General features: G+C 60.3%; 20 protein-coding genes, 1 tRNA gene and 1 other annotated feature. Of the genes, 6 read left to right on the forward strand and 15 right to left on the reverse strand.

Translation table 11 applies throughout. From position 1 onward, the window contains the following. Window positions 1-172: 172 nt before the first annotated feature. Together petD and petB are read right to left on the reverse strand one after the other, a co-directional pair. Window positions 173-685 carry a cytochrome b6-f complex subunit IV gene (gene petD, locus NW835_RS04285; RefSeq protein ID WP_414365321.1) on the reverse strand — a complete coding sequence of 171 codons (513 nt, stop codon included), beginning with the start codon at window positions 683-685 and terminating at the stop codon, window positions 173-175. A gap of 67 nt (window positions 686-752) precedes the next feature. Next, a complete protein-coding gene (petB, locus tag NW835_RS04290; RefSeq protein ID WP_011430625.1) occupies window positions 753-1,400 on the reverse strand; it encodes a cytochrome b6 in 648 nt (215 codons plus the stop codon). Between the two features lie 207 nt (window positions 1,401-1,607). Here petB and NW835_RS04295 point away from each other — a divergent pair, with 207 nt between their 5' ends. The 5 genes from NW835_RS04295 to NW835_RS04315 all read left to right on the forward strand — a co-directional run bounded on the left by NW835_RS04295 (window position 1,608) and on the right by NW835_RS04315 (window position 7,745). After that, window positions 1,608-2,921, forward strand: coding sequence for a S41 family peptidase (locus tag NW835_RS04295; protein WP_414365324.1), 1,314 nt, complete (start codon window positions 1,608-1,610; stop codon window positions 2,919-2,921). Window positions 2,922-3,026: 105 nt separating this feature from the next. Beyond that, window positions 3,027-3,581, forward strand: a complete 555-nt coding sequence (locus NW835_RS04300) for a phycobiliprotein lyase (protein ID WP_414365326.1) — start codon at window positions 3,027-3,029, stop codon at window positions 3,579-3,581. Between the two features lie 12 nt (window positions 3,582-3,593). Beyond that, window positions 3,594-4,115 carry a hypothetical protein gene (locus NW835_RS04305; RefSeq protein ID WP_414414605.1) on the forward strand — a complete coding sequence of 174 codons (522 nt, stop codon included), beginning with the start codon at window positions 3,594-3,596 and terminating at the stop codon, window positions 4,113-4,115. 182 nt (window positions 4,116-4,297) lie between these two features. Then, on the forward strand, window positions 4,298-5,632 hold the full coding sequence (locus tag NW835_RS04310) for a hypothetical protein (RefSeq protein ID WP_414414606.1): 1,335 nt from the start codon (window positions 4,298-4,300) through the stop codon (window positions 5,630-5,632). Window positions 5,633-5,699: 67 nt separating this feature from the next. Further along, window positions 5,700-7,745 carry a hydantoinase/oxoprolinase family protein gene (locus NW835_RS04315; RefSeq protein ID WP_414414607.1) on the forward strand — a complete coding sequence of 682 codons (2,046 nt, stop codon included), beginning with the start codon at window positions 5,700-5,702 and terminating at the stop codon, window positions 7,743-7,745. Window positions 7,746-7,768: 23 nt separating this feature from the next. On the opposite strand, the gene NW835_RS04320 is transcribed toward NW835_RS04315, so the two are convergent. Next, window positions 7,769-7,841, reverse strand: a tRNA-His gene (locus NW835_RS04320). A 62-nt stretch (window positions 7,842-7,903) separates the two neighbouring features. Here NW835_RS04320 and NW835_RS04325 point away from each other — a divergent pair. Continuing rightward, window positions 7,904-8,692 carry a photosystem II S4 domain protein gene (locus NW835_RS04325; RefSeq protein ID WP_414414608.1) on the forward strand — a complete coding sequence of 263 codons (789 nt, stop codon included), beginning with the start codon at window positions 7,904-7,906 and terminating at the stop codon, window positions 8,690-8,692. A 46-nt stretch (window positions 8,693-8,738) separates the two neighbouring features. On the opposite strand, the gene NW835_RS04330 is transcribed toward NW835_RS04325, so the two are convergent. From NW835_RS04330 to trmD, 12 genes are all read right to left on the reverse strand, one after another. Then, window positions 8,739-9,650 carry a homogentisate phytyltransferase gene (locus NW835_RS04330; protein WP_414365335.1) on the reverse strand — a complete coding sequence of 304 codons (912 nt, stop codon included), beginning with the start codon at window positions 9,648-9,650 and terminating at the stop codon, window positions 8,739-8,741. Between the two features lie 53 nt (window positions 9,651-9,703). Further along, on the reverse strand, window positions 9,704-10,207 hold the full coding sequence (locus NW835_RS04335; protein WP_414365337.1) for a YceD family protein: 504 nt from the start codon (window positions 10,205-10,207) through the stop codon (window positions 9,704-9,706). Window positions 10,208-10,279: 72 nt separating this feature from the next. Then, on the reverse strand, window positions 10,280-10,915 hold the full coding sequence (locus NW835_RS04340) for a protein jag (RefSeq protein ID WP_414414609.1): 636 nt from the start codon (window positions 10,913-10,915) through the stop codon (window positions 10,280-10,282). 77 nt (window positions 10,916-10,992) lie between these two features. After that, window positions 10,993-12,183: a membrane protein insertase YidC gene (yidC, locus tag NW835_RS04345; protein WP_414414610.1), complete on the reverse strand. Its 1,191-nt coding sequence runs from the start codon at window positions 12,181-12,183 to the stop codon at window positions 10,993-10,995. 281 nt (window positions 12,184-12,464) lie between these two features. Next, window positions 12,465-12,878, reverse strand: coding sequence for a 50S ribosomal protein L7/L12 (gene rplL, locus NW835_RS04350; RefSeq protein ID WP_414377056.1), 414 nt, complete (start codon window positions 12,876-12,878; stop codon window positions 12,465-12,467). A 72-nt stretch (window positions 12,879-12,950) separates the two neighbouring features. Then, the gene (gene rplJ, locus NW835_RS04355) at window positions 12,951-13,514 is read right to left on the reverse strand and encodes a 50S ribosomal protein L10 (RefSeq protein ID WP_414385168.1); all 564 of its coding nucleotides are present in this window, start codon (window positions 13,512-13,514) and stop codon (window positions 12,951-12,953) included. Between the two features lie 73 nt (window positions 13,515-13,587). Continuing rightward, window positions 13,588-13,743: a sequence feature (ribosomal protein L10 leader region), on the reverse strand. Window positions 13,744-13,832: 89 nt separating this feature from the next. Continuing rightward, window positions 13,833-14,543, reverse strand: coding sequence for a 50S ribosomal protein L1 (rplA, locus tag NW835_RS04360; RefSeq protein WP_414365347.1), 711 nt, complete (start codon window positions 14,541-14,543; stop codon window positions 13,833-13,835). Window positions 14,544-14,619: 76 nt separating this feature from the next. Continuing rightward, the gene (gene rplK / locus NW835_RS04365; protein WP_011430609.1) at window positions 14,620-15,045 is read right to left on the reverse strand and encodes a 50S ribosomal protein L11; all 426 of its coding nucleotides are present in this window, start codon (window positions 15,043-15,045) and stop codon (window positions 14,620-14,622) included. A gap of 9 nt (window positions 15,046-15,054) precedes the next feature. Beyond that, the gene (nusG, locus tag NW835_RS04370; protein WP_414365349.1) at window positions 15,055-15,726 is read right to left on the reverse strand and encodes a transcription termination/antitermination protein NusG; all 672 of its coding nucleotides are present in this window, start codon (window positions 15,724-15,726) and stop codon (window positions 15,055-15,057) included. A 95-nt stretch (window positions 15,727-15,821) separates the two neighbouring features. Next, complete coding sequence (gene secE, locus NW835_RS04375; RefSeq protein ID WP_414365355.1) at window positions 15,822-16,049, reverse strand: preprotein translocase subunit SecE; 228 nt, start codon at window positions 16,047-16,049, stop codon at window positions 15,822-15,824. 146 nt (window positions 16,050-16,195) lie between these two features. Continuing rightward, complete coding sequence (locus tag NW835_RS04380; RefSeq protein ID WP_414348063.1) at window positions 16,196-16,543, reverse strand: hypothetical protein; 348 nt, start codon at window positions 16,541-16,543, stop codon at window positions 16,196-16,198. After that, the coding region (gene trmD / locus NW835_RS04385; RefSeq protein WP_414414611.1) for a tRNA (guanosine(37)-N1)-methyltransferase TrmD at window positions 16,534-17,133 on the reverse strand (600 nt) is incomplete at its 5' end. The genes trmD and NW835_RS04380, both read right to left, overlap by 10 nt.

The raw sequence follows: 17,133 nt of genomic DNA on the forward strand, positions 1-17,133 counted from the left end.
ATCGATGAAGCAACTGGGGCAGAAGAAGAGACAAAAGCTCTGCTGTCAGGCGAGTGAGGAAACCTCACCCGCCTACGCGGTGGGGTAGTTCATTAAAAAAGTGCAGCTCGGCCATCAGCCTGCTGCACCTAGAGTTATCAACCCACAAAAACTAGAAAAGATATTCCGCTCTCTAGAACAGGCCCAGGGTGACCCACTTATCCAGAGGCAAGGTGGCGCCGATGCCCAAATAGAGGGTGACCAGGGTGCCGATCAAAAACACCGTCGTTGCTACGGGGCGGCGCAGCGGATTCTGGAACTTGTTGACGTTTTCGATGAAGGGCACAAACAGAAGGCCGACCGGAATGGCCGACATCAGGGCAATGCCCAGCAGCTTGTTGGGAGCAATGCGCAAAATGTGAAACGCGGGGTAGAGATACCACTCTGGCAGAATTTCCAGCGGCGTGGCAAAAGGATCCGCCGGCTCGCCCACCCCCGCCGGATCCATGACCGCCAGGCCGACAATCACGCCGATGGTGCCTAGGATCACCACCGGGAACATAAAGAGCAAGTCGTTGGGCCAAGCGGGCTCACCGTAGGTCATGTGGCCCATGTTTTTCTTCAGCTTGGCCAAAACTTTGGGGTTGTCCAGGTCAACTTTGCGTGTAATGACCTCAGTTGCTATTACTTGCTTCGAGACAGGCATAGCCGTTCTCCTTGTCTGGGGTAAAAAGGCTTAGCAAGAGGAACTTGGGGATCGAACCGGCCTGGGATCACAAGGGTCCAGAAATGCCCTGGCGGCGGATCATCAGAAAGTGCATAGTCATGAAGACCGCCGTCAGCCAAGGCAACACAAAGGTGTGCAGGCTGTAGAAACGGGTGAGGGTGGCTTGGCCAACGGCCTCGCCGCCCCGGATAAGCTGGACTAGGGCATCACCCACCACCGGAATGGCACTGGGCACGCCGGAGACGATCTTGACCGCCCAGTAGCCCACTTGATCCCAAGGCAGGGAGTAACCCGTAACCCCAAAGGAAACTGTCAGTACTGCCAAGATTACACCGGTTACCCAGGTCAGCTCGCGCGGCTTCTTAAACCCACCGGTTAGGTAAACCCGGAAGGTGTGTAGAATCATCATCAACACCATCATAGAAGCACTCCAGCGGTGGATGGAGCGCAGCAGCCAGCCAAAGTTGACCTGGGTCATGATGTAGTTGACCGATTCAAAAGCCTCGGCCACCGTCGGACGGTAGTAAAACGTCATGGCAAAGCCGGTGGCAAACTGAATGAGGAAGCACACCAGCGTGATGCCGCCGAGGCAGTAGAAGATGTTAACGTGGGGCGGAATAAATTTTCCGGTTGCGTCATCGACGAAAGGCGTGATCTCCAGCCGCTCGTCTAGCCAGTCGTAAACTTTGCTCATGATGCCTGCAATTTTTAGAGTTGGATATCCAGGGCGGGACGGGCCCACTCCACACAGCACTGTAACATAACTCGTTAACACGATCATGAAGTCGGGCTCAGCTTTGACACAGGGATCCCTATCCCAGCAGCCCAAACGCCTGCTGATGTCTCATCTTGTTCACGCTTCTTAGTATTTCTTAACTTCTTCCTTAGTCAAGATCCTCCGATGATTGCGCAGAAGCCGAGATCTGGGGAAAGCAGTTGGAGAGGGTTGGGGATCGGATGGGCGTTACGCCAGGCTGTCCGAGTCTTGTTGTTGGGGTGCCTGCTCTGGGCGGGCCTGAGCCTTGGCGCCTGTCAGGTGCAGGCCAGCCGCTGGGGGGAAGAGCAGCAACTGCTGGCCCAGGCTTGGGCCTATGTGGATCGGGCCTATGTGGATCCGGAGTTCAACGGGCAGAACTGGTGGCAGGTGCGGCAGCGCTTTCTCTCTCGGCCCCTCCAGGATCGGCAAGAGACCTACCGGGCCATTGAGGAGATGCTGGCAACGCTGGGGGATCCCTACACGCGCTTTTTGGATCGGGAGCACTACCTCAGCCTGCAGACTTCTACGGCTGGGGAGCTGAGCGGTGTCGGCCTCCAGATTGCCATCGACGAGCAGGGAGCGGTGCGGGTTATTGCCCCGATGGAGGGGACTCCTGCCGAGCGGGCGGGGATCCAACCTCAGGATGAGATCCTGGCGGTGGATCAGGTGCCAGTAGCAGGCCTGAGCCTGGACGAGGTGGCCGAACGGATGCGGGGTCCCAGTGGCACTCCGGTCAGTCTGCGGCTGAAGCGGCAGGAGCGCATTTGGGAGGTGGAGCTGGTGCGCCAGTCCATCCTGATCAACCCGGTGCGCACCGGTTTTTTCAAGCTGCCCCAGGGGGAGGTAGCCTACATCCGCCTCAGCCAGTTTAACGGCAATGCCGCCGCTCAAGTGCGTCAGGCCATCCAGGCCGCAGAAGCGCGAGGAGTGCAGGGCTACATCCTCGATCTGCGCAACAACCCCGGAGGGCTATTGCAGGCGGCCATTGAGATCGCCCGCTTCTGGATCCCCAAAGGCGACATCGTGCGGGTGACGGATCGCTATGGCATTCAGGACAGCATTCCCGCCACCGGCGAAGTTCTCACAGCAGCCCCCTTGGTTGTCTTAGTAAACCAGGGCAGTGCCAGTGCCAGCGAAGTCTTGGCGGGGGCGTTGCAGGACAGCGGGCGGGCACAACTGGTGGGAACGCGCACCTTCGGCAAGGGGCTGATCCAATCCCTGCTGGAGCTGGCGGACGGCTCCGGGCTGGCCGTGACCACTGCCAAATACCTCACCCCCAACGGCCACGACATTCACCGCCAAGGGATCCAGCCGGATGTGATGGTGGCCGAGGGCCCTCTTCCCCTAACGGCAGAAACCCTGGGCGGCCCTGAGGATGGGCAGTTGCAGCGGGCTTTGGAGGTGTTGGGGTCAACTTTGGCCGTGGCCCAGGGGATCCCAGCGGCAGCCAATACCTGAGGTGAGGAAGGGGGGCAGGGGGGTCTATCGTCTCCGGCGTGGATGGGCGGGCCTATTTGTCTGCAATTCGTTTTAGGATTGGGTTGAGCTGTCAGTCGCTCTGGCATGAACGCCCTCCAGCAATTTCACTACTTCTTTAACTGTTGCATTGGCGCCTGGCACACCGAGCGCACCTACCACTACTTGGATCGCGGGGAGGTGGAGCGCTCCCGCACGGAGTTCACCATTCGCACCCTCACCCCTGAGCTTAAGGAGAAGGTGCTGAGGGACAACAACTACCCCAACCACGGCGTCGACGGCTTCTTGGGCTTCCACCTTGCCTTTGAGACTGTCTCTGAAAAGGGAGAGGAGGTGGGGCAAGAGCTGAACATGCTGTTTGTGCCCCGGCGAGAGAGCGCCCGTGGTCTTGAAGGTGACTATCTGCGCGATCGCGCCTATGAAGAGGAGCGGCCCATGGTGGCCGACTTCCGCTTCGATCCGCAATCCCTGCAACTGGTGATGACCACCACCTACACGCGCGTCGTTGCTGTGGATACCATCACCCTGCTTAACCCGCGCCTGCGCCTGCGGCAGATCCTCACCTACCAACGCCCCCCTCACGGTCAGCCCCTAGAGGAGCTGCTGCTGGTGGGGTTTGGGGTGGAGCAAAAGCTCACCTAGGGGGGTTCATCGGTGGAGCCGGAGTTGATCCCTCCCGAAGACTTGCGCCTGCCCCAGCATTTGGCCCGGATTCAGGCCAGCTTTGAGCGGGGACAATACCGCCAGGCTCTGGAACAGGTGAAACAGGCCCAAAGCCGCTACCCGCAAGCGGGCAAGCTGCGGCTCTGGCAGGCCTTGGCCCAGGAGGCCCTTGGAGAGACCCAGGAGGCGATCCGCTTGGTGCAAACCTTGCTGGGCAACCCGGATCCGGAGGTCGCTCAACAGGCCCGCTACGTGTTGGGCATCTGGCAGGCACCTCGTCTGCGGCGACCAGCAGAGTGGTTGCTCGAAATCCCAGATCTCAGCCACCTGGAAGAGGCCAAGCCGGGGGAACGCCGTCTGGTCTATGAGCGCCTCCGCCGTCCAGCTTCCTTGCCAAAAGTTACTGCTCCTATCCGCCGCGAGGCTACTCCCCCTTTGAATACCCAACGGCTGACGTGGGGATTGATCGGGATCCTTTTCGCTCTGCTGGTGGCGATGGCCTGGCTGCCCTAGCCCAGCCCTGGGTTGGTGCAGAGACAGGCCGCCTGACCCAAAAGCAGCAACAGCCGCCCTCGTCGCCCCTGAGTTGAAGAGAGATACTGGGAATAGGGATGGCTGTAACCCTTGGCTGCAGATGCTGGGCGAGCGTCCCAGTCGGATCCCGGGCAACAGTAGGTAACCAGCGGAGGTTGAGAGTGGCTACACAAACATTGGTCATGGATGCGGTAGAGCAGTTGGGCCTGCGGGTCACTCTGGGAGACATTGCCTCCAGCACAGGCCTGGCCCTAGAGGAGGCCAAACAGGAGTTGCTGCAGTTAGCCCAAAAGGCGGGGGGGCATCTCCAGGTTTCGCGGCAGGGGGAGATCGCCTACGTTTTCCCGCCCGACTTTCGCGACATTCTCAAGCGCAAGGAGCAGCAGGATCGGCTGGCGGGTTTGCGACGCAAGCTGTGGGGGGGGGTTCTCTACGGCCTACGCATCTCCTTTGGCATCCTGTTGGTGGTGTCGATTATCCTCATCACCCTGGCGTTGATGGCTCTGCAGATGGCCAGCAGCCGTGAGGAGGACAACCGCAGCCGCTCGCGGGGAGGGGGGGTCTTCTTCTATTTTCCCGACCTCTGGGTGGGCAACCCCTTCTGGAGTCCCTACCCCTACTACGGGGGCTATTCCGGTCGGACGCAAGCCCGCCGGGAAAAATCGGAGATGAACTTTTTGGAGGCGGTGTACAGCTTCCTGTTTGGGGACGGGGATCCCAACGCCAACCTGGAAGAGGAGCGCTATGCCTTGATTGGCCAGCTCATCCGCGCCAACGGGGGGGTGATCGCTGGCGAGCAGGTGCTGCCCTACCTGGATGTGGAGCCGGGATCCCCGGCCCTGGAGTATGAAGACTACATGCTGCCGATTCTGCTCAAGTTCGACGGCCAGCCGGAGATAAGCGAGGACGGTGATATCGTCTATCGTTTCCCAGAGCTCCAGGTGGCCGCCTCGGAGCGCCGCTCCAAGAAGATCCCGGAGGTGTTGCAAGAGAAACCCTGGGTGTTTAGCCGCGCCACCCCTGAGCAACTGACCCTAGCCGGTGGCTTGGGTGTGCTCAATTTCTTTCTGGCCGCCATTCTCTACGGGGCGCGGGAGGAGGTGGCCGCCGCCGCCGGGAGCAATGCCTTTTTGGCGTTTATCTACCCGCTGATTGGATTCCTCTTCCTCTATGGCACGCTGTTTTTGGCGGTGCCTGCAGTGCGGTGGCTGACGTTGCAATTCCGCAACCAGGGGGTGGAGCGGCGCAACCGCATCCGGCGGTTCTGGCAAGAGCGGCTGAAGCGTCCCTCTGAGGTGCTGCTGCGCAAGCTCGACTTTGCCCGTCGCTTCCGCCGCCAAGAGGTGGTGCAGGAGGCGGACACCATCTACTCCACGGATCGGGATTTAATCGAGCAGCGGGACTACCGGCTGGACGAGCCGGCCTTTCGCCAGCTTTTGCAGCAGGAGCAACCCCTGGCAACTGAGTCGGAAGAGGTGCCCCGGCGTCGTCTCTAGGGAGGGGTTGAAATGAGAAGCGCAGGGGCGGGCCTGCACGAGAGCCTTACGAGAGCCTTATTGAGCAATGTCCAACACCAGGAGCGAGCAAGCCGAGCAACAGGATTGGAGGCAGGAGGGTTTGGTCCGTCTGGGGATCGATGTGGGGGGGACTTTCACCGATCTAGTGCTCCTTCAGGAAGGCCAGATCCGGACGGCCAAGGTGCTCTCCACCCCCAGCCCGGAAGAGGGGGTCTTCGCCGCCTTGGACAAGCTGGGCGCGGTCAAGGTAGACGTGTTCTGCCATGGTATGACGGTGGCCACCAACGCCCTCCTGGAGCGCAAGGGAGCCCCTACCCTGTTTTTGACCACGGCGGGTTTCCGGGATGTGCTGGCCATTGGCCGCCAAAACCGCCCCTCCCTCTACGACCTCACCCAGCCCAAGCCGGAGCCAGTGGTGCCCCGCCACCACTGCCTAGAGGTAAAGGAGCGCTGCAGCGCAAGCGGCGTGTTGGAGCCGCTGACGGAGGAGGAGATCCAGCGCGTCATCCGGGAGGTGGGAGAGCGGGTACGGCGGGGTGGGATCCGCGCGGTGGGGGTGGGGTTTTTGTTTTCTTTCCTCTACCCGGAGCACGAGCAGCGCCTGGGGGCGGCTTTGCGCGAGGCCTTGCCCGGCTTGCACGTTTCCCTCTCCTGCGAAGTGACACCGGAGTTTCGCGAATACGAGCGCTTTAGCACCACAGCCATTGATGCCTACCTCAGCCCGGCGCTGGCGGGCTACCTGCACCGCTTGGCCCAAGGTTGTCGGGAGAGAGGGATCCCCGCCCCCCTGATCATGCAATCCTCCGGCGGCGTCACCTCCCTTGCTCAGGCGGCAGCCCACGCCTCGGTGGCATTGCTTTCGGGGCCGGCGGGCGGCGTTTACGGAGCGGCCTATGTGGGCCGTCTGAGCGGCTATTCCCATCTGCTCAGCCTGGACATGGGAGGAACCAGCACCGATGTGGCCCTCATTCAAGACGGCCTCCCTCAGGTTACCCCGTCAGCGGTGGTGTGCGGCCTGCCGGTGCAACAGCCTCAGATTGATATCCATACCGTCAGTGCCGGGGGCGGATCCCTGGCCTTGCTGTTGCCGGGCGGGGGGCTGCAGGTGGGGCCGGAAAGTGCCGGCTCCAACCCTGGGCCGGCCTGCTACGGGCGGGGAGGAACGGCTCCCACAGTAACCGACGCCAACCTTTGGCTGGGCTACCTGCCGGATGGGGGCTGGCTGGGGGACTCTGTTTGCCTGCGGCGGGACTTGGCTGGCCAGGCTATTGCGACGCTGGCGGAGCCCTTGGGTTTGAGTTTGGAGGAGACAGCTGTCGGCATTCGCACCCTGGCCAATGTGGCCATGGCACGGGCCTTGCGGGTGATTAGCGTGGAGCGGGGCTTGGATCCCGCCGATTTTGCCCTGCTGGCCTTTGGCGGAGCCGGGCCTATGCACGCCTGTGCCCTGGCAGAGGAGCTGGGGATCCGCCGCATCTTGATCCCGGCCTTTGCCGGTGTCCTCTCAGCGCTAGGTATGGCTGTGGCCAACCTACAGCGGGATTACCGGCGGGCCATCCTGCAGCCGCTGCGGCAACTGGAGTCGGCTGCCGAGGGATCCCTTTTGGCCCCATGGGCGGCGCCCCTCATCCGCCAGGCGAAAGCTGACCTACAGGAGCCGGAGCTGTACTTCAGCTTAGACCTGCGCTATCGCGGCCAGTCCTTTGAGCTGGAGATCCCGGCCCAGTTGTCGGATCCAGTTTCTCTCTTGGAACAGCGGTTTCACCAGGCCCACCAGCAGCGCCACGGCTGGCAGGATCCCAGCCAGGTGGTGGAAGCCATCCAGTTGCGCCTGCGGGCGGTGCAGGCCTTGCCCAGCGTCCCGCTGCAAGCCCCCCCACCCTTGCCAGGGGATCCCTTCAAGGGGGAGCGACAGGCCTGGATGGGCGGCCAAATGCGTTCAGTCCCGGTTTACGATCGGCGGCGCATGGAGGTGGGGTTTCCGCTACGCGGGCCGGCGATTGTGGAGATGCCCAAGGCTACCGTAGTCATCGAAGCCGGTTGGACAGGCAGCATCGACGCCGTGGGCACCCTGGTTTTAAGCTGCGAATAGAGGCCCCTTTCTCTCTTTGGCAGGGCGGACGATGGGACTCGAACCCACGAATGGAGGAACCACAATCCTCTGCCTTAACCACTTGGCTACGCCCGCCAGGATCCTGGGGATCTAGCTTAGCATGGGACAAACAGAACGAAGCCTTGAAGCGTCCCAACATGCTGCCCAGAGTCGATCTACTGAAAGGAGCGGAGTATCGAGAAACCTTAGCGCGCATTCTGGATCTGGGGGAGCAAGCCCTCAAAACCTGGCAAGTGGTCTGGAGCGATTTTCTCTCCCCGCCAGAGGTAGCCGAGGTGCAAAGCCGGTTGCACAACTTGGCTGAACTGCAGGTGGTGGCCTGGGGGGGCTATGCCCAGGCGGAGCGGCAACGCCTAGCCCTGGCTCGCTCTGAGGTCAGCTTGAAGGTGGAAGGCGCAGAAGGGATCCCCTTGGCCGCTGTTCAGATACAGGGAAACTTTCTTTTCGACCCGGCCACTCACCGCGATTTTTTGGGAGCCCTGCTGGGAGCTGGCATTGCCCGGGAGAAAGTGGGAGACATCCTTGTTTTAGGTGACACGGGGGCCCAGGCCATCGTTGTGCCGGAATTGGTGGACTATCTCAGCCTCAACCTGACGCAGGTGCGCAGCGTGCCCGTCAAGGTCAGCCCCATCCCTCTCAACCAATTAAAGGTTCAACCGCCGCGGGTGAAGTCCATCACCAGCGTGGAAGCCTCTTTGCGCCTGGATGCAGTGGCCTCGGCGGGATTTGGCCTGTCCCGCAGCAAGATGGTGGAAGAGATCCAGCGGGGAGAGGTGCGGGTTAATTGGAAGCCGATTACCCAAGCCAGCTACACTGTCGCCCCCCAGGATTGGATTGCTATTCGTGGTCGCGGTCGGCTGCAAATTGAAGAGGTAGCCGAGACGAAAAAAGGCCGCTTTCGCATCCAGATGAAGCGGTATCTCTAGGTTTTTGGAGATCTACTGCCTGCCCGAGATCCAGGGCGAGAAATCGCTAGGAAAAAGGGAAGAAGGCCCAAGGATAGAGCAAGTACTCCAAGTAAAACAACTTCCAGATCAGTTGATAATAGGCCACGATCGCGTCGCGGCAACCCAGATCCAGGCGAACACCATAGCCCACAAGGATTCCTAGCCCCAGCCCATGCCCTAACAGCATCCAGGCACCCTGGCCCATGAGAAGAAAATAGCTTCCCAAAGCGATAAACGCTAGGTAACAAGCGGCCAAAATGCCAATGCAAAACTTTGAGATCCGCTCCTGGCCAAAGCGCAACGAAAAGGTGGCAATGGCAAACCGCCGATCCCCCTCCATGTCGGGAATATCTTTGAAAAGGGCGATCACCAGCCCAAAAATAGACATAAACCCTGTCAGAAAAACAATGGGAGCAGAAAGCTCGACTTCCCCCTGCATCAACTGCTGAAAATGGCTGTACAGGCCCAGATTGACGATCAACCCCCGCACACAATAGATACAAGCCGAGGCCGCCAGCGGAAATCGTTTCAACCGCAGGGGGGGCAAGGAATAGGCGGTGCCGATTCCGTTGCTCAAAAGCACCGTCAACAACAGGTACGGGATCCCTGTCAGGGCCAATAGGATGGATGCCACCCCGCAGACGGCGACGATCCCCACCCCCTGTCGCCAACTTAGGGAGCCGGCGGCCAGGGGCAGATGGGGTTTGTTGATGCGGTCGATCTCGATATCCGTGAGCTGGTTGAGGCCGACAATATAGACATTGGCCGCCAGACAAGCCACCCAAGCCACGCCCAACTGGGGAAGGACAGTTAGCAGGGCCGTTGGTTCAGCGGCCACGAACCCGGCCAGCAAGTAGAGGCCCAGCAGACTGGCACTGGTGCCGTAGACGGTGTGGGGCCGAGCAAAACGCCAGAGAACCTGCAAATATGGGGTCATTCTAGCCAGCAGCGATACAGCTCATGGCCCGGAGCCCCCCCCGTGGAGAGTGGCTAGGGATGGGGGGAGTCTTTAAGGAGGGCAGCCAGGGCCGACCAGCGGGGATCCACCGGAGGCGGCGCAGCCGATTCCACCACAATGCCCGGGCAATCGGGGCGACAGGGCAACTGGTGGGGCATCTCCAAATGCAGGTGTTGGTACATCCAGTCTTCGATATCCAGCTCGCCGTTGGGCGGCAGGCTCTCCAGCAGATCTTCTTCGTCCCGCAATTCCAGCTCTAGAGGCGGCGGTTCAGGACTGGGCTCCCGAATTAGGATGATCTCCTCAACCTGCAGGTGCAGCCGGTGGTTGAACTGCTGCAGGCAGCGGTGACAGGTGAGGGTGACGATGGTGCGGGCCTCGGCGCTCACCTCCAGGAAATGCCCCCGGTGGCTGGCCTGCAGGGATCCCTCCACAGGGGTCAAGCTCTCAAAACCTGAAAAAAACTGCCTAAACTGTACCTCTTGGGTTTGACCGGGCATCTGCCGCAGGTCGGATAGACGAATTGGCCTCAGCATGACATCCCCCTCTATACGTTCTGGGTAGCAGGGATCCCTAGAATCGCCCCTATCGGCAAGAGAGCCCCCAGGTCAGGGTCGAGAAGAGGCCCGCCGGATCACCAGACGACGGTCAGGCTCTTTGCCACGGCTGAAGGTTTCCAGATCGGCGTAGGCAGGGTCTTTCAGGAGCGTGTGGATCTGCCGCCGCTCGGCAGCAGAAAGATCGGGAAACTCGTATTCCCGACCACTGGTTCTCACCTTTTGCACCGCGACAGCAACCAAGGCTTTGAGCTCCTGCAAACGGCGCTGACGATAGCCATCCAGATCCAGGATATAGGGCTGCTGTTGGTCTTCTGGCTGGTTGAGGTTGAGAAGGGTGTTGGCCAGATACTGCAACGCATCCAAAACCACCGGGGAGCGCTCTTCCTCAGGGCCAGCTTCTTTGGACGACGGCAAGGGCAATGCAGGCGCTTTTGAGAGCAGCATTTGCTTCTGGGCCGGAGTTAGAGAATCGGCCTCAATTTCGATTATCTCCCCCACCACCCGCACCACTGCCGGGATTCCCATCGCCGCCAGCACCTGCTGCAACCACTGCCTGGCCCGTTCTCGATGTTCGGCAGGAGAAAGCTCGCCCTGGGAAGGCGCAACGGTTCCCTCAGACTTCTGACGCGATTTTTTGGCGGCGGATCCCTTCAAAGATCCCGTAGAGGACTCAGGGGGGCTCATCCTGGGCAGCTTCCAATTCTGAAGAGGTATCAAGCACTCGACCGTAAGCTCACCCCACGCCAAGCAGCAAGGACTGCCTAGGGCTCAAAGGGCAGGGATTCGCGCCCTCCCCCGGCTGCCTTTGGCTTGGCCGGTCGGTCAACCTCCTTGGCTTCCACCGTGATCACCTGGGCAGCGCGGCGGCGCTCCTCTTCCACCAACCGCTGCAAGTTCTCCGGCAACGGCTCCCGCGAGAGCAAGAAGGTTTGCACAGTTTGGAAGATGTTGGAGACAAGGATATAGAGCAAAACTCCAGCCGGCAAGGGGAAGAACAGGAACATTGCTGAGAACAGCACAGGGGTGATGCGAGCCATCGAGCTCTGGCTGGGATCCTCTTGGCCTGTCTCCTGGCCAGCGTTGGTCAGGGATTGGTTCAGGTAAATCGAGACGCCGAAAAGGACAATCATGCCGATGATGTCCCAGTGGATGGTGCCATCCGGGTCAAAGGCGCCGACACGGCCTAACTTGTCGATAAACAGAAAGCCCGTGTCAGAGGCTAGGCCGGGGATCGCAACCTCCACAGTCACTTCCCCTGGCTGCAGGGCCAGCAAGGTGCCATCCGGCTGGATCTGGGCCCGCTCTTCTCCTTTGGTGATCTTCCAGGTGGGCTGCAACAGGCTGGGATCCCCGCCCGCTTCTGCCACCAACTGCTCAAAGGGCTTGCCCCCCGGCCCCTGCAGCAGAAACTGCACCTGCTCCCCTACGGCAATCTTGGTGCCTTTGGGCTCCACCAGCACCACTGGCTTGTGTACCGAGTCGGCGACGAAGATGTTCTTACTGGGGCTGACGTAGGGGGTGGGCGCCACCTCTGCCGCCACCTCTGCTGGCAAGATCTGCAGGTTGACGTCGTAGGTAACCGCTGCAAAGGGGGATCCCCGCAGCGTGGCAAAGAGAGCAAAGAGCACCGGCATTTGAATCAAAAGCGGCAGACAACCCGACAGCGGGTTGACTCCCAGCTCGCTGTATAGTTTGGCCTGGGCGTCGCGCAGCTTTTGTGGGTCATCCCGGTACTTCTCCTGGATTTCTTGCATCCGCCGCCGCATCAAAGGGTTAATCACCTTCATGCGCCGCATGTTGCGGATAGATCCGACGTTGAGCGGGTAGAGGGCAAAGCGGATCACCAACGTCAGGAAGATGATGGCCAGTCCATAGCTGGGCACGATCCCGTAGAAAAAATCCAGGATCGGCAGCATGACGTTGTTGGAAAGAAATCCGACTCCGAAGTCCATGGGGGGTGCTGGCGAACGTCCGTAACCCATTGTAATGGTTTCCGACCGGCTGACGAGGGCGTTTTCAGGGTTTAACCGCCCCAATCGGCAAGGGGGATCAGCCCAGCAATTTCCCTGCCTCTCCGAGGGAGAGGGGCAGAGCGCGGCGGCGTATCAGCGAAAAAGGAGGAGCTGCTTTGCCCCTCCTTCATCGTTCTGGTTAAACTTGGAGCTCTGGCAGCTCCCTTGTGCTGGGAGCAAGAGACGCTCTGAATGAGGATCCCTTTCCCCTGCTGATGGAACTACTTGACCTTGACCGTAGCACCAGCTTCCTCCAGCTTCTTCTTGATCTCGTTGGCTTCCTCTTTGGGGATCCCTTCCTTGACCGGTTTGGGAGCGGCCTCCACAAGATCTTTGGCATCTTTCAGGCCCAAGCCGGTCAACTCGCGCACCACCTTGAGGACGGCGATCTTCTTATCCGCAGGGACAGCCTCGAGAATGACATCAAAGGCCGTTTGCTCTTCCACCGGTTCAGCCGCCGCTGCTGGCGCCGGTGCCGCTGCCGCTGCCACGGGAGCAGCCATAACCATGCCACCTGCTGGGGCAGCCGCATTGACGCCAAAGGTTTCTTCGATGGCTTTCACCAACTCGGCAGCCTCCAACAAGCTCAATGCTTTCAACTCTTCCAGGATCTTTTGAACACGCTCCGAAGCCATGGTCTTGTCTCCTCAGGGTAACGAAGTGGATAGGTGGAATTGGGTTGATGAACCCAACACAGGTCGATCCCGTCAGGCCGCCTCCTTGTCGGCAATAGCCCGGATGGCCCTTGCCAGGGAGGCCGGGATCTCATGGATACCGCGAGCCACTTGCGTGGGCACTGCATTGAGCCCCACTGCCAGTCGGGTGGCCACCGACTTGAGGCTGCCCGCCACTTGGGCCATGAGCACCTCCTTGGGCGGCAGCTCGGCGATGGCCTTGGCCTGATCCAAGGTCAGGGATAGCCCCTCGGCAGCGGCGCCGCGGAATTCGGTCTTCTTGGTTTGCTTGGCGAAATCTTGATACGCCTTCAGGGCCGCTGGAATATCACCCCGGATCATGATAAAGGCCGTCGGCCCTGACAGGAAGGGAAGAATCCCTGCCCAAGCCTTTTGGTCGGCGACGGCCCGCCGCATCAAGGTATTTTTAACAACCATGCAGACAGCATCCGCCTTGCGCAGCTCCGCCCGCAGTTGGTTCATCTCGGAAACGGTCAGCCCCTTGTAGTCGATGACCAGCACCATTTGGCTGGCTTGCAACAGGGATCGAACTTCATCGACCACCTCCGCTTTTTTCGCTACAGGTTGCTTGCCCATGCGCTCACCTCCTTTGTTGTCACTGGCTTACTGAGGGCCGAACAGGTGTTGCCGTCGGAAGGGGGTATCTAGAGCCGCCAAATAGAATGCGTCCCAGCCAGAGCCGAGACGCATTGAGGCAGGCATAACCCAGCAGTCCACAACGGGATCCCTTTGCACTCCACTCAAACCTCGGCAGGACATTAAGCCCCTAGGCACCTGCTGTCTTCGGCTTGCTATTCAACTGTGGGAAGCTCTTCTCTGCCCAGATCCTCCAGAAAAATAGTCAATTCAAACGGCAAACAACTGCCTTTTTCCCTTTGCAGCGCCGAAGCAGCCTTAAGCAACCAACTTCAGCTCTCGCAGGGCATTGATGTCAACCTCAATCGAGGGGCCCATTGTAGCACAAACATGTAGGGCTCGCCAATACTTGCCCTTGGCTCCAGGGGGACGGTTGCGGTCAACAGACTCTTGCACGGCTTTCAAGTTTTCCAGCAGTGCTTCGACAGGGAACTTGCACTTGCCGAAAATCAAATGCACAATGCCGGTTTTGTCCGCCCGGTACTCCAGCTTGCCGGCTTTGAACTCCTTGATGGCTTGGGCCAAATCCATGGTGACCGTCCCACCCTTGGGAGAGGGCATGAGGCCACGCGGCCCCAATAGGCGCCCCAGCTTAGCAACCTGGGGCATCACATCGGGGGTGGCAATCAGCAGGTCGAAATCGATCATGCCCTTGCCGATCTCCTCGATTAGGTCTTCAAAGCCCACCCGGTCGGCTCCTGCGTTCTGGGCTTCCGTAACCTTCTCGCCACGGGCAATCACCGCCACCCGAATCTCCTGCCCGGTGCCGCGGGGCAAGACGACGGTGGTGCGCAACTGCTGGTCGGCATACTTGGGATCGATCCCCAGGCGGATGTGAACCTCTGCCGCCTCGTCAAATTTGGCAGTGGCCGTCTCCTTCATCAGGGCCAGGGCTTCTGCGGGGGGATAGGCAATGGGCTTGACCTTCTCCCGCAAAGCCTGCATACGTTTGGACAGTTTTCGAGCCATCGTTTCTCCTCGGGGTGCTGGCGAGAACCTCTCTCCCCCAAAACTTCAAGACAACAATCAGACTAAAGATCCTTCATCAATCGACGATTGTCACCCCCATGCTGCGGGCAGTGCCGGCGATGATTTTCATAGCCGCCTCCACATCACGGGCATTCAAATCGGGCAACTTCTGCTCGGCAATCTGACGCAGTTGCGCTCGCGTCAGGGATCCCACCTTGACTTTGTGGGGCTCACTGGATCCCGACTCAATGCCGAGGGCTTTTTTGATCAACACCGAAGCCGGCGGCGTCTTGAGGACGAAGGTGAAGCTGCGATCCTCGTAAATCGAGATCTCGACCGGCACCACCATCCCGGCTTGATCCGCCGTTTTGGCGTTATATTCCTTGCAGAAGGCCATGATGTTAACCCCGTGCTGGCCCAGCGCCGGGCCGATGGGGGGGGCGGGGGTGGCTTTGCCCGCCTGGATGGCCAGCTTGACCACTGCCACCAGTTTCTTAGCCATGAAACGCAGTTACACCTCTTTTCGCACTTGACCAAACTCTAATTCTACCGGAGTATCGCGCCCGAAAATCGAGATCAAGGCCTTGAGCTTGCCCCGCTCTGGGCTGACATCCACCACTTCGCCGTAGAATCCTTGGAAGGGGCCGGAGAGCACCTCGATGCGATCCCCAGGTGCCATGTCGATCTTGAGGGGCACTTCCTCCACCTCAACGCTGCTGAAGATGCGCTGGACTTCGCTTGGGCTGAGGGGCCGTGGCGTCACATGGCCCCGACCACGACCGTAGGCCCGCTTTTCTTCCGTGCCAACGAAGTTGATCACGTTGGGGGTAGTTTTCACCACCATCCAGGTGTCGTCGTTGAGATCCATGCGCACCAGCACATAGCCGGGAAAAATCTTTTCCTCTTGTTCCTGGCGCTTGCCGGATCGATCTAGCTTGAAGCCCGTCCGCTTCGGGATCACCACCTCGACAATCTGATCTGCCACATCCAGAGCCGCCGCCCGTTGCATCAGGGTGCTTTTGACTTTGTTTTCGCAGCCTGAGGCCACCTGCACAGCGTACCAGCGCAGGTTGCGACGACCTTGACTTTCGCCTTCTTCCCCTTCTGGCGCCGTGTCTACAGGCTCTAGGGGCTCAGGGTGGCCCCCACGGCGTTTCCACCGCTGCTCTGGCTTTGGGCTCATCACCTCACCTCCTCTCTGTGTCTGTCTGTATGCATGGGCCTCCCGTCCCCAAAAATGAATAGGGATCCCTGGCAGGGGCCATCTGAGAAAGAACCTCACGAGAACAGTTGAGTGGCCAGCCAGCCAAACAGTTGATCGACCAGGTAGATGAACGAGGCGAAGGCCAACACAATCAGTAAGACGCCCACCGATTCGCTAATCAGTTGCTGGCGGCTCGGCCAAACAATTTTGGCCAATTCCGCGCGGGTCTCCTGGAGGAAGCCGAGAATCCCCTTGGACTCAGGGGAGTTGTCCCTGGAGTGGCCCCGGCTGGCGGGATCCAAACGTTGTTCCGTATCGGCCTTGCTGGAAGAGGTGCTTTTAACCACGGCGGTATCTCCTGCTGGATCCCGAAAACGGTGCGCCACCTTTTGGCGCACTCAAGATCGGCTTAGCGATCTTAACAGATCTGTTGGGGGTGGGATCCCTCTCAAGGGGTGGGAGTGGGCTCAGGCGTCAGCGCCCTCGGGGAGAGCACCAAAGGGCGGCGGGAGCGGTTGAATTGCTCTACCGCTGCGTCGATCCCGGCCTTGCTGTCCCAACGCGAGGCAGCATTTTGCCGGGAGAGAAACTCGGCGGCCCGCAGGAGGTCGTTCATGTCAATGCTGGTGCCGTCGAACAACTGGACGTTGCGGTCGCGGCGGATGGCCTCATTGACATCTCCCCTTTGGGCCAAGGCAACCTCGGCACTGGCCAGGATCCCCAGCAGAAGCAGACCCAGGGCCGCAGGGATCCCGCGCCGGGGGTTGAGGGGGGAGCGGAGACGGTTTACAAACATTGATCCTGTTCCTCCGCATCGGTGTGCTGCTCAGCTAGCCCCTCTGCCAGCAACTGTTGTTCTTCGGGCGTGAGGGGGCGTTTGGCCAACAGGTCTGGCCGCCTTTGCCAGGTGCGAACCAACTGCTGTTGCAGACGCCAACGGGCAATGGCTCGGTGGTCGCCTGAGAGAAGCACCGGCGGCACCTTGTGCCCTTGGAACTCCGGTGGACGGGTGTACTGGGGATACTCCAGCAGCCCCGTCTCGAAACTTTCGCTCCTCAGCGAATCCATTTTACCAACTGTGCCCGGCAAGAGCCGCACCACGCCGTTGATCAAGGCCAGCGCCGGGATCTCCCCCCCCGTCAAGACAAAATCGCCCAGCGACACCTCGCGGGTGGCCAGATATTGGCGGATCCGCTCGTCAAAGCCCTCGTACTGGCCACAGAGCAGGATGAGCTGCGCCTTTTGGGCCAGCTCCCGCAGCAGCGCCTGGTTCAGCGGTTGCCCCTGCGGCGTGAGCAAGATGATCTCGCGGGGATCCAGGCGGGGCAAGGAGGCAACGGCAGCAAAAAAGGGCTCTGGCTTGAGCACCATGCCCACCCCACCCCC

The organism is Synechococcus sp. OH2, assembly GCF_047462155.1.
GTDB lineage: Bacteria > Cyanobacteriota > Cyanobacteriia > Thermostichales > Thermostichaceae > Thermostichus.

Bases quoted from the DNA above. Each gene is read 5' to 3' on its own strand.
- NW835_RS04380 (WP_414348063.1), bottom strand. From the start codon at position 16,543: ATGTTTGTAAACCGTCTCCGCTCCCCCCTCAACCCCCGGCGCGGGATC.
- yidC (WP_414414610.1), bottom strand. From the start codon at position 12,183: ATGGACTTCGGAGTCGGATTTCTTTCCAACAACGTCATGCTGCCGATC.
- rplK (WP_011430609.1), bottom strand. From the start codon at position 15,045: ATGGCTAAGAAACTGGTGGCAGTGGTCAAGCTGGCCATCCAGGCGGGC.
- rplA (WP_414365347.1), bottom strand. From the start codon at position 14,543: ATGGCTCGAAAACTGTCCAAACGTATGCAGGCTTTGCGGGAGAAGGTC.
- NW835_RS04340 (WP_414414609.1), bottom strand. From the start codon at position 10,915: ATGAGCCCCCCTGAGTCCTCTACGGGATCTTTGAAGGGATCCGCCGCC.
- nusG (WP_414365349.1), bottom strand. From the start codon at position 15,726: ATGAGCCCAAAGCCAGAGCAGCGGTGGAAACGCCGTGGGGGCCACCCT.
- rplL (WP_414377056.1), bottom strand. From the start codon at position 12,878: ATGGCTTCGGAGCGTGTTCAAAAGATCCTGGAAGAGTTGAAAGCATTG.
- NW835_RS04330 (WP_414365335.1), bottom strand. From the start codon at position 9,650: ATGACCCCATATTTGCAGGTTCTCTGGCGTTTTGCTCGGCCCCACACC.
- NW835_RS04295 (WP_414365324.1), top strand. From the start codon at position 1,608: ATGATTGCGCAGAAGCCGAGATCTGGGGAAAGCAGTTGGAGAGGGTTG.
- NW835_RS04335 (WP_414365337.1), bottom strand. From the start codon at position 10,207: ATGCTGAGGCCAATTCGTCTATCCGACCTGCGGCAGATGCCCGGTCAA.
- NW835_RS04325 (WP_414414608.1), top strand. From the start codon at position 7,904: ATGCTGCCCAGAGTCGATCTACTGAAAGGAGCGGAGTATCGAGAAACC.
- petD (WP_414365321.1), bottom strand. From the start codon at position 685: ATGCCTGTCTCGAAGCAAGTAATAGCAACTGAGGTCATTACACGCAAA.
- petB (WP_011430625.1), bottom strand. From the start codon at position 1,400: ATGAGCAAAGTTTACGACTGGCTAGACGAGCGGCTGGAGATCACGCCT.
- NW835_RS04300 (WP_414365326.1), top strand. From the start codon at position 3,027: ATGAACGCCCTCCAGCAATTTCACTACTTCTTTAACTGTTGCATTGGC.
- rplJ (WP_414385168.1), bottom strand. From the start codon at position 13,514: ATGGGCAAGCAACCTGTAGCGAAAAAAGCGGAGGTGGTCGATGAAGTT.
- NW835_RS04315 (WP_414414607.1), top strand. From the start codon at position 5,700: ATGTCCAACACCAGGAGCGAGCAAGCCGAGCAACAGGATTGGAGGCAG.